Source organism: bacterium (genome assembly GCA_026708015.1).
Taxonomy (GTDB): domain Bacteria; phylum Actinomycetota; class Acidimicrobiia; order Acidimicrobiales; family Bin134; genus Poriferisocius.
In genome coordinates, this window is the sequence record JAPOVT010000028.1 from 61,931 (window position 1) to 72,716 (window position 10,786).

The following is a 10,786-nucleotide window of genomic DNA, read 5'->3' on the forward strand; positions in this document are numbered from 1 at the left end:
GCTCGCCCCCGGTTGCCCAGCTCATCTGCCCTTGAGCGCCTCTGTGGCCGCGGCGGTCATGGCCTCGACCGGCGGATCGGCCCCGGTCCAGATCCGCACGGCGTGGGCGGCCTGGTACACCAGCATGCCTACACCGTTGGACGCTGGCACGCCTCGACGCCGGCATTCGGCCAGCAGCGGGGTGTGGAGTGGGTTGTAGACCAACTCGGCCACATGCTGGCCGCCATGGAGCAGATCGGGATCCAAAGGCACGTTGCCCGCGCCCTCGGTCTCGGCCATCCCCACCGGGGTGGCGTTCACCACCAGTTGGTACCTGCCGACTTCGGTCGACCCAGCCGTTGTGCCCACCGATCCGGCCAGCGCGGCGGCCGACGCTGCCTGCTCGGGCCGACGGGCCACAACTGCCACTTCGGCCACTCCCCGGCGGGCCAATTCGGCCACCACCGCCCGGGCCGCTCCGCCCGCCCCCAGCACCGCGCAGCCGATCCCGGCCATCTCCACTCCGTCAGCTAGCAGGGCGTCGCAGAATCCGGCGCCGTCGGTGTTGTGGCCGATGAGCCGGTCCCCAACGCGGCCCACGCAGTTCACCACCCTCAGCGCCGCGGCGGCCGGGCTCAGCTCGTCCACCGCGGCGGCCACGTCGGCCTTGTGGGGCATGGTCACCGACAACCCCGCCATTCCCTGGTCGCGCATGTGCTTAAGGGCCTCGGCGGCCTCGCCAGGGGGCACTTCAATGGCCGCGTAGATCCAATCCAAGCCCAACTCATCGAATGCGGCCTGACAGATTGCCGGGGATAGGGAATGCCGAATCGGAAAACCGATCACACCGGCCGCGATCTCGGTGTCGGGTGGCACCCCGATTGGGGTCAGCATCCCAGGTCCCTCTCCTGGCAGATGGCCACCGCGGCCTCGTGCTCTTCGAAGGTGTTGCTGAAAGTGTGGGCGCCGGGCACCGGGTCGTCGGTGCGGGCGTAGAACAGCCAGAAGCCGTCGGCGGGGTTCAGCGCGGCCTCGAGCGACGCTCGCCCGGGAGCGGCGATTGGACCGGGCGGCAATCCTGCTCGGTTGTACACGTTGTAGGGATTGTCCACGTCCAGATCCGAGAGGGTCAGCGGTTCGGAGGGCTTGTTCAGCGCGTAGCGCACTGCGGCGTCGATCTGGAGCGGCATCCCCAAGCCCAACCGGTTGTAGATCACCCGAGCGATTTTGGCCCGATCCTCATCGATGAGGGCCTCCTTTTCGATCAGCGAAGCCACGATGACAGCTTCGTAGGGACTCACCTGCACCGTATCGGGGGCGGTGTCCAATCCCACCTCGGTGGCTACCAGGTCGAACTGGTTGATCATCCGGACGACCAGGGCGGCCTCGTCCTCGGAGGTGGCCGCGTCGAGCAGATAGGTGTCGGGGAAGAGCATCCCCTCCAAAGTGCTGCTGGACGGCTGGTAATCGGATCGCAAGGGCGGAAAGGCCAGGGCTCGGGCTAGCTCGTCGGCGTCGAAGGTGGGAAGCTGGGCCAAGAGCTGGCTTTGAATCTGGACCAGCGTGAGTCCCTCGGGCACCAAAACCCTCAAGGCATCCTCCGTCGGCCCGGAGGCGGGACCGGCCAACAGCACATCTTTGGCCCGCCACACCGTCATGTTCTCATTCAGTATGTAGGTGCCGGCCTGAAAGTCACCAGCATCCTTGTAGCGCAGGTAGTAGCGAAACACCGTGGAGTTGGGCACCACACCCTCATCTTCGAGAATGCGGGCGATGTCGTTGATCGACGCCCCTTGGGGGATGCTGACCACCAGTTCTGGGCCCTCCTCACCAGGAGGATCGAGCCGATCACCGATCCAACCCCTGATCAACAGCGAGGCAATAAGCAGGACCACGCCCAGACAGGCCAGGATGATGACGACCCGGGTGAGGGTGGAGGTTCTCCGAGGCAACCAGTCCCAGTCTTGCGGATCATCGCCCTCTGGCAGGATGACCGGTGGCTGGTAACCCCCCTTCGGGTCGTCGCTCACCGCGGCGACTTCCGCTCAGTGGCGTCCAGCCAACCCTGCACAGTGCTGGCGTTCACCGCGGCGACTTCCGTTCAGTGGCGTCCAGCCAACCCTGCAAGATGATCGACGCAGCCACCATGTCGACCCGTTGGCGGCGAGCCTTACCGCTGAGGCCTGACTCGGCCAGAGCCCGCTCAGCGATGGCCGTGGTGAATCGCTCGTCGTGGGTCAGCACCGGCACGGCCAGCGCCGCAGCCAGTTGCCCGACTTCGTGCTCGGCAGCCTGAGCAGCGGGACCGGCGCTTCCGTCCAGCGACAGCGGGAGGCCCACCACCACTACCCCAGCCTCATACTCGGCGGCCAGCTCGGAGATCCGCTGATGGTCGTGGTTTCGACTGCCAGAGCGCTCGATAACGGTCAAGGGGGTGGCCACCCGGCCTTCGGCGTCGGAAACGGCCACTCCTATGCGGCGCTCGCCGAGGTCGATGCCCAGCGCTCTTGCCCCCATCAGCCGCCAATGCCAGCAGCGGCTCGCACTTGGTCGAGGGCTTCCTCCAAGCGAGACGGGTCCCGACCGCCAGCGATGGCCAGCTTGGCGTCTCGGCCTCCGCCGCCGCCGATGGTGGTAGCCGCATCGGCGATCAGTTCGCCAGCGTTGAGATCGCAGTCGGCGGCCACCGCCGCCACCAAGGCCGCCCCACCCCCTTCGGGAGCCGCCCCCAACACGACGGCATCCACGCCAGGGCGGTCTCGGGTGGCAATGGCCAGATCGCGCAGCTGGTCCCGGTCGAGGCCCTCAACGGCGGCCACCACCACCCCGTCGACAGCCTGCTGGGCCAAGTCCCCAGACTGATCGGCCGAGGCCGCCTTGCGCAGCTCGTTCAGCTCCGCCCGGAGGCTTTTGATCTCGGCTATCCGCTTTTCGGCTCCCACCAGCAGTTGATCGACGGGCACGCCCAGTTGCTCAGCGGCCTGAGCCAGCACCTGCTCCCGCTCGGTGAGCAACTCCACCGGACGGGTGCCGCTCACCGCCTCGATTCGGCGGATGTTGGCCCCGATGGAGCCCTCCGACACCACCTTCACTGGGCCGATATCGCCCAATGCCCGCACATGGGTACCACCGCAGAGCTCGGTAGAGTGCGGGCCGGCCTCGAGCACTCGGACCCGATCTCCGTACTTGTCGCCGAAAAAGGCAATAGCTCCGGCCTCCATGGCCTCGGCCATGGACGTCTCGTAGTGGCGGGTGGCGGGGTTGTCCAGGATGTCGGCATTGGCCAGCCGCTCTATCTCAGTGATCTGCTCGGCGGTCAGCGCCTCAAAGTGGGTGAAGTCGAAGCGCAGCCTTTCGCCGTCTACAAGAGAGCCCTGCTGTTTGACGTGGTCGCCTAGCACCTCCTTCAGCGCCCAGTGCAGCAGGTGAGTGGCGGTGTGGTTGCGACGGATGGCGGCACGGCGGTCGGCGTCGATGGCCGCGATCACGGTTTGTCCGGCGGTGACCTCGCCGTCGAGGGACTCTGTGTGATGCAAGTGCAGCTCGGGCACCACATAGGTGGCGTCGGTGACTCGGGCCGATCCGGTGGGCGAGGTGATGGTTCCGGTGTCGCCCACTTGGCCGCCAGCTTCGGCATAGAACGGGGTGCGGTCCAAGACGATGCCGTCGTCGGTGACGGCCAGAACCACGGCCTCGGCGGTGTCGAAGTCCCGGCCGATGAACTCAGTGGGACCGTGTTCGGCCACCAGCGCGGCGTAGGCCGACACATCGGCTGAGGTAGCGTGCCGGGCTTGAAAGTCCTGGCGGGCTCGGGTGCGTTGGACTTCCATGAGCTGGTCGAACCCGTCCCGGTCCACGGCCACGTCCTGCTCCCGGGCGGTCTCCTCGGTCACCTCGAAGGGGAACCCGTAGGTGTCGTGCAACATAAAGGCCAAGTCGCCCGACAGCGCCTCGCCGTCGCCCAGGCGGTCGATGGCATCGTCGAGGATCTGCGATCCCTGGGCCAGAGTCGATCGGAAGCTCCCCTCCTCGCGGGCGACCACGTCGCGCACGAAGCTGTGATTGGCCGCGAGGTCGGGATAGTCGGAACCCATGATGTCGACCACTTTGTCCACCAGCTTGGGGGTGACCACCTCGGTCACTCCGAGCATGTAGGCCCGGCGGATGGCCCTTCTCATGATGCGGCGCAGCACATAGCCCCGATCCTCATTGGAGGGGAACACCCCATCGGAAATGAGGAAGGTCATGGTGCGGGCATGCTCGGCCAGAATCCGCAGCGTGACATCGCTGTGCTCGGCCGCCCCCAGCTTTACCCCGGCAACCGCGGAGGCTTCGCCCACCAATTCGGCCATCTCGTCGATGTCGAATACCGACTCCACCCCTTGGATCAGGGTGAGGATGCGCTCCAGACCAGCACCGGTGTCGATGCTGGGCTTGGGCAGGGGGACCTGGCCGTCGGGACGCTGGTCGTACTGCATGAAGACCAAGTTCCAGAACTCCAGGAACCGCTCGTCGCCGCCGTGGGCCGGACCGCCATCGGGGCCGAATTCCGGTCCTTTGTCGAAGAAGATCTCAGAGCACGGGCCGCACGGGCCAGTGTCGGCCATGCGCCAGTAGTTGTCTTCGTCCAACCGCTGGATCCGTTCGGGAGACACACCGGCCACATCTCGCCAGATCTCGGCGGCTTCATCGTCGGTGAGGTGAACGGTCACCCAGAGCCGGTCAGGGTCGAAGCCGAGTCCCTCGGTGACGAATTCCCAGGCCCAGTCGATGGCCTCGGTTTTGAAATAGTCGCCGAAGCTGAAATTGCCCAGCATCTCGAAGAAGGTGAGGTGGCGGCGAGTGCGCCCGATCTCATCGAGGTCATTGTGCTTGCCGCCCGCCCGCACGCATTTCTGGACGGTGACCGCCCGAGGATGCGGAGATGCCTCCTCGCCTAAGAAGTAGGGCTTGAACGGCACCATGCCGGCCACGGTGAACAGCACCGTGGGGTCGCGGGGGATGAGGCTGGCCGACGGCAGCACCGCGTGGCCCCGCTCGCCGAAGAAGGAGGTGAATGCGCTGCGGATCTCCTGGGCTCGCTTGGGGATCAATGCGCCGTCCTATCGCCCCGGCGGATCGTCGAGAGACCGGCGGGCGATCTCGGCCCGATAGCGCCGAACCGCGGCGGTGCCCTCGGCCAGAGCAGCCCGAGCCTCGGCAGCCGCAGCCTTGATTCGAGCGCTGGCCCCAGAACTCGGTCGAATCGGAACAGCACGCTGGGCGGCTTGACGCAGCTTGCGACGCACATAAGACGCTCCGGCCGCGCCCGCGCCCGCCCCGGCGGCGAACCATACGAATCGCTTGGCCATCAGCTTTCCTCGCTGTCGTTGCTGTCGGTTTTCCGGCCCATCATTCGCTGATAAATCTCCTCTTCGGCACCGTGTTTTGAAGGATGGTAATAGCGTTCGTCATCAAAGCGATCAGGGCGATATTGCTGGGTCACCCAGCCCTGGGGATCATCATGAGGATACACGTAGCCCTGGCCGTGCCCTAGACCGGCCGCCCCCTTATAGTGGGCGTCTCGGAGATGGGGAGGCACCTCTCCGCTGCCGTCGCTGGCGTCGGCTCGGGCCTTCCCCAGCGCAGTGGTGATGGTGTTCGACTTGGGGGCGGTGGCCAGATACACCACCGCATGGGCCAGGTTGAGCTGCGCTTCGGGCAGCCCGACAAACTCCACCGCTCGGGCCGCCGCATCGGCCACCACCAGAGCCTGGGAATCAGCCATGCCGATGTCCTCTGAGGCCAGAATCACCATCCGGCGGGCGATGAATCGGGGGTCTTCCCCTGCCTCCAGCATCCGGGACAGCCAGTACAGCCCGGCATCGGGATCGGACCCCCGCAAACTTTTGATGAAGGCGCTGATGATGTCGTAGTGCTCGTCACGGCCGTAGCGGACTGCGCTGGCCCCCAGGGCGTTCTCGGCATCGGCCAGGGTGACTCGGGGAGATTCGTCAGGGCGCGCCGATGCCAGGGCGACGGCCACTTCCAGGCTGGTCAGGGCTTGGCGACCGTCGCCCGCGGCCTGGGTTGCCAGGTGGTCCAAGGCGTCGTCATCGGCCTCAGCGCCCTCGGCCCGCAGCCCGCGGTGGAGCAATTCGCCCAGCGCTTCGGCGTCTAGCGGCTCAAGGCGGAACAGAGTGGAGCGGGACCGCAGCGGCGGGTTTACCTCGAAATACGGGTTCTCGGTTGTGGCCCCAATCAGGGTGATGAGCCCAGACTCCACTGCGGGCAGAAGGGCGTCCTGTTGGGCCCGGTTGAAGCGGTGGACCTCATCGAGGAACAAGATCGTGCCCTGATTGTGTTGCCCGAGGCGGTCGCGGGCCGAGGCCATGACCTCTCGCACGTCTTTAACCGATGCGGCGACCGCGGAGAGTTGGACGTAGGCCTGGGCGGTGGTGCCGGCCACCAATCGGGCAATGGTGGTTTTGCCCGTACCCGGCGGCCCCCACAAGATGGCCGACGACAGCCGGTCGGACTCGATGAGACTGCGGAGTGGCTTACCCCGGCCAAGCAGATGCTCCTGGCCTACTAGCTCGTCAAGGCTGCGGGGCCGGAGCCGGTCGGCCAGCGGCGCGGTCTTGGCCAGGCGCTCGGCAGCGGCGGCGGCAAACAGGTCGTCGCTCTTCGCCATCCGGCGCTCCTCTACCTACCCAGCGGCGGGGGGTGGGAGCACGCGCAGGCCGAGCTCGTCGAGGTGGCGGTCGGATATCGAGGTGGGCGAGTTGGACAGCGGATCGGCGCCTGATTGGGTCTTGGGGAAGGCGATCACCTCGCGGATGTTCTCCTCGCCGGCCAAGATGGCCACCAGGCGGTCGATGCCGAAAGCGAACCCGGCATGGGGCGGGGCACCGTAGCGGAAGGCGTCGAGGAGGAAGCCGAACCGGGTCTCGGCGTCTTCGTCGCTGATACCCAGGGCCCGGAACACCGACCTTTGGATGTCGGGGCGGTGGATCCGCACGCTGCCCGAGCCCAGCTCCCAGCCGTTGAGCACCAGGTCGTAGGCCTGAGAGCGCACCGCCAAGAGTTCTTCGCCCGAGCCGTCCAGCAAGCCCACATCGTCGGGATGGGGCATGGTGAAGGGGTGGTGAGCGGCGATGGGCCGACCCTGGTCGTCGATGGACTCGAACAGCGGGAACTCGGTTACCCAAACGAAGTTCAGCCCGCCCTCGGTGATGGGCGGTCGGCCCAGCTCCAGCCGGAGCAGGCCGAGGATGTCGCGCACCTTGGATCGGCGGTCGGCGATCAACAGCAGCAGGTCGCCCGGTTCGGCGCCCATGGCCGGGCCGAGCGCGGCCTGCTCCTCGTCGGACATGAACTTGGTCAACGCGCCGTCAAGGGCGCCGTCGTCGCCCACCCGGAACCAGGCCAGACCCTTGGCCCCCCACTGCTGGCACTTGCGGGTGAGCTCGTCAATGGCATTGCGCCCCAGGCTCTGGCTGCCCCCTTTGCAGTTGATGCCCTTCACGCACTCCACCTGGAAGACCTTGGCCTCGGTGCCATCGAACAGCTCGGTCAGTTCGACCAGCTCCATGCCGAAACGCACATCGGGCTTGTCGGCGCCGTAGCGCTCCATTGCGTCGGTCCAGGTCATGAAGATGGGCTCGTCGGGACGGGTTCCGGTAACCGCCTCCACCGCGGCGGCCACCGCCTCGGTGATGAAGGCCATCACGTCGTCTTGGCTTGCGAAGCTGGCCTCGGCGTCGAGCTGCATGAACTCGAACTGGCGGTCGGCCCGGAGATCCTCGTCGCGCAGGCAGCGGGCGATCTGGTAGTAGCGGTCGATGCCCCCCACCATGCAGAGCTGCTTGAAGATCTGGGGCGACTGGGGCAGGGCGTAGAACCGGCCCGGGTGCAGGCGGGAGGGCACCATGAAGTCGCGGGCCCCCTCGGGGGTGGAGGCCACCAGCATGGGGGTCTCGATCTCGATGAAGCGCTGGGCCTCCATGGAGCGGCGGATGGCGCTGTTCACCGTGGCCCGCAGCTCCAGGTTGCGCTGAAGGCGCTCCCCCCGCAGGTCGACGTAGCGATAGCGCAGGCGCACGTTCTCGTCCACCTCGGTGCGGGAGTGCAGCGGGAACGGCGGGGGCTCAGCGGCGGACAGAACCTCTACCTGGCAATCGCCAATCTCCACCTCGCCGGTGTCCAGCTTGGGATTGGCGGTGCCCTCGGGCCGAGGTCGCACTGTTCCGCTGATGCGGACCACGTATTCCGAGCGCAGATCGTGGCGCTCATCCACCACGCACTGGATCACCCCGGTGCGATCCCGCAGGTCGATGAACGCCAGGTTCTCGCCGTGCTCCCGGCGGCGGTCCACCCATCCGCACACCGCCACCTCCCGGCCGATGTCATCGGCGCGCAACTCGCCGCAATAGTCAGTTCTCATTCGGAGCAAAACGGCCACGATCCCCGATGCTACCGCCACCATGTGATTGCCCCCTATCCCCCAGACATCCAATCAGCCCACCCCGCGGCTGCGGCCAAGCCTGGTTTTGGGTCGCTCAGTTGGTGTCTTTGATGGTGGCGGTGGTGTTGGCGAGGGTGGCGGGGCCTCGGGGGTTGGTGTCAGTCGTTGTCTTTGATGGTGATGGTGGCTGTGCCGCGGGCGATGGGGGCGCCGGTCGGGTTGGTGAGGACGGCTTGGAAGGTCTCGTCGTCTTCGGTGGTGTCATCGTCGAGGATCGGTATGTAGATGTAGCGGTACAGCAGCCTTGTGCCCGCGGCAAACCTCAACGTCCGGCTAGGGGTGGCGTAGCCCCGGTAGTCGGCGCCGTGGGTGGCGGTGCCGTCGCGTGTGGTGACCTGCACTGTGACGGTCTCGTCGGGCGTCTCGCTGAGATACACCATGAACCTCAAGAAGCGGCGGCCGTTCTCCGAGACCTCGGCGTCTCGTATTGACAGGGCCGCCCCAACAGGAGGCGGCGGGGGCGGGTCGTCATCATCGGCAACCTGAACTGTGGCAGTGCCCTGGGTGCCCGACACGGTATAACCGCTGCCGGTGTTCACCGTCACCGACACAGACCCGTCAGGCTCATCGACATTGTCGCCCGTCGTCGCCACCGACAACTGCGCCGAACCCGTGGTCGGGATCGTGACCGTCTTAGAACCCGTTGCCACACCCCACACACCGGACTGGGCGACCGTGACTGTCACACTCAACGCCGCGGACGGCGCAGGGGTAGCAGTCACCGTGAAAGACGCCGTGCCGCCCTCGGTGATGTTCGCACCAGCCGTCACGCTCACAACCGGCACCACCACAGGCGGGGGTGGTGGAGGCGGTGGGTCGTCGTCATCGGCAACCTGAACTGTGGCAGTGCCCTGGGTGCCCGACACGGTATAGCCGCTGCCGGTGTTCACCGTCACCGACACAGACCCGTCAGGCTCATCGACATTGTCGCCCGTCGTCGCCACCGACAACTGCGCCGAACCCGTGGTCGGGATCGTGACCGTCTTAGAACCCGTTGCCACACCCCACACACCGGACTGGGCGACCGTGACTGTCACACTCAACGCCGCGGACGGCGCAGGGGTAGCAGTCACCGTGAAAGACGCCGTGCCGCCCTCGGTGATGTTCGCACCAGCCGTCACGCTCACAACCGGCACCACCACAGGCGGGGGTGGTGGAGGCGGTGGGTCGTCGTCATCGGACACCGCCACCGACGCGGCGCCCTGCGTGCCCGACACCGTGTAGCCGCTGCCCGTGCTGACCGTGACTGTCACCGACCCGTCAGCCTCATCGACATTGTCGCCCGTCGTTGCCACCGACAACTGCGCTGAGCCTGTCGTGGACACGACCACAGTCTTGGAACCTGTTGTGACGCCGAAGTCGCCGGTCTGGGCGACGGTGACTGTCACAGTCAACGCCGCGGACGGCGCTGGGTCAGCGGCCACAGTGAACACCGCAGCACTGCCTTCGGTGACACCTGCGCCCGCTGTGACACTGACCTCCGGAGTAGGCGGAGGCGGAGGCGGGGGCGGGGGCGGGGGCGGGGGCGTGTCTGTTTTCGCGGGTGCGGCACGGCATGTTTGGAGACGGTCCAACTCGGCGTAGATGCTCTGCCACAGCGCATTCGGCCCCGCGCCCTGCCAGTTGGAGGTCTGGCGATCGGGGCGGGCCTTCAAATCAGCCACCGTGTAATCATCAGCACCGAGCATCGTGTTGTGCGAACGGGTGAACGTCTCCACCAGATCAGGGCGCGCGCCGCCCCACGGATCAGCCGCCTTGGCAGCCACCCGCGCCAGCAACGCCGTGTCGGTGGTCTTGCACACCTTCACAGGCGGCGTCTGCTTCTTCGGCGGGTCGTCGTCATCAGACACAGCCACCGACGCCGAGGCCTGCGTGGACGACACCGTGTAACCAGTACCCGACCCCACCGTGACCGACACCGACCCGTCAGCCTCGTCCGCGCTGTCGTTCACCGTCGCCACGGTGTAGGCCTTGCTGCCGCCGGTGGGAATCGTCACCGTCTTGACGCCCGTCGTGCCCGCAGCCGCATAATCGCCGATCTGCGCGACCGTTACCGACACCGCCAACGCCGCAGCCGGAGCCGGACTGGCAGTCACCGTGAACGACGCGCTGCCGCCCTCAGACACATCCGCACCCCCGACCACGCTCACCACCGGAACCACCGACGGCGAGTCGTTGTCGGTCAGATTCACGGTTGCGCCGACCTGCGTGGATGACGTCGTATAGCCGCTGCCTGCGTTTATCACGACAATGACCCTCTGAAAAGTCTCGTGGACCTCATCGTCGGTGGTGGCAACAGTG

8 protein-coding genes are annotated in these 10,786 nt (G+C 66.7%); all 8 read right to left on the reverse strand.

What is annotated here, in order from left to right:
• Nucleotides 1–21 precede the first annotated feature (21 nt).
• Nucleotides 22–873: a shikimate dehydrogenase gene (gene aroE, locus OXG30_06145; protein MCY4134478.1), complete on the reverse strand. Its 852-nt coding sequence runs from the start codon at nt 871–873 to the stop codon at nt 22–24.
• Nucleotides 867–2,009 (reverse strand): endolytic transglycosylase MltG, encoded by a 1,143-nt coding sequence (gene mltG / locus OXG30_06150; protein MCY4134479.1) that lies wholly within the window; start codon nt 2,007–2,009, stop codon nt 867–869. Before mltG ends, aroE begins: the two co-directional genes overlap by 7 nt.
• Nucleotides 2,010–2,061: 52 nt before the next feature.
• Entirely contained in the window at nt 2,062–2,496 is a 435-nt protein-coding gene (gene ruvX, locus OXG30_06155) for a Holliday junction resolvase RuvX (protein ID MCY4134480.1), read from the reverse strand.
• On the reverse strand, nt 2,496–5,072 hold the full coding sequence (gene alaS, locus OXG30_06160; GenBank protein MCY4134481.1) for an alanine--tRNA ligase: 2,577 nt from the start codon (nt 5,070–5,072) through the stop codon (nt 2,496–2,498). The genes ruvX and alaS overlap by 1 nt, the downstream gene beginning before the upstream one ends.
• A gap of 9 nt (nt 5,073–5,081) precedes the next feature.
• Nucleotides 5,082–5,330, reverse strand: a complete 249-nt coding sequence (locus OXG30_06165; GenBank protein MCY4134482.1) for a hypothetical protein — start codon at nt 5,328–5,330, stop codon at nt 5,082–5,084.
• Nucleotides 5,330–6,652 (reverse strand): replication-associated recombination protein A, encoded by a 1,323-nt coding sequence (locus tag OXG30_06170; GenBank protein MCY4134483.1) that lies wholly within the window; start codon nt 6,650–6,652, stop codon nt 5,330–5,332. Before OXG30_06170 ends, OXG30_06165 begins: the two co-directional genes overlap by 1 nt.
• A 15-nt stretch (nt 6,653–6,667) precedes the next feature.
• Nucleotides 6,668–8,446, reverse strand: coding sequence for an aspartate--tRNA ligase (aspS, locus tag OXG30_06175; protein MCY4134484.1), 1,779 nt, complete (start codon nt 8,444–8,446; stop codon nt 6,668–6,670).
• Between the two features lie 137 nt (nt 8,447–8,583).
• Nucleotides 8,584–10,786, reverse strand: a 2,203-nt coding sequence (locus OXG30_06180) for a hypothetical protein (protein MCY4134485.1), incomplete at its 5' end; no start/stop codon positions are given.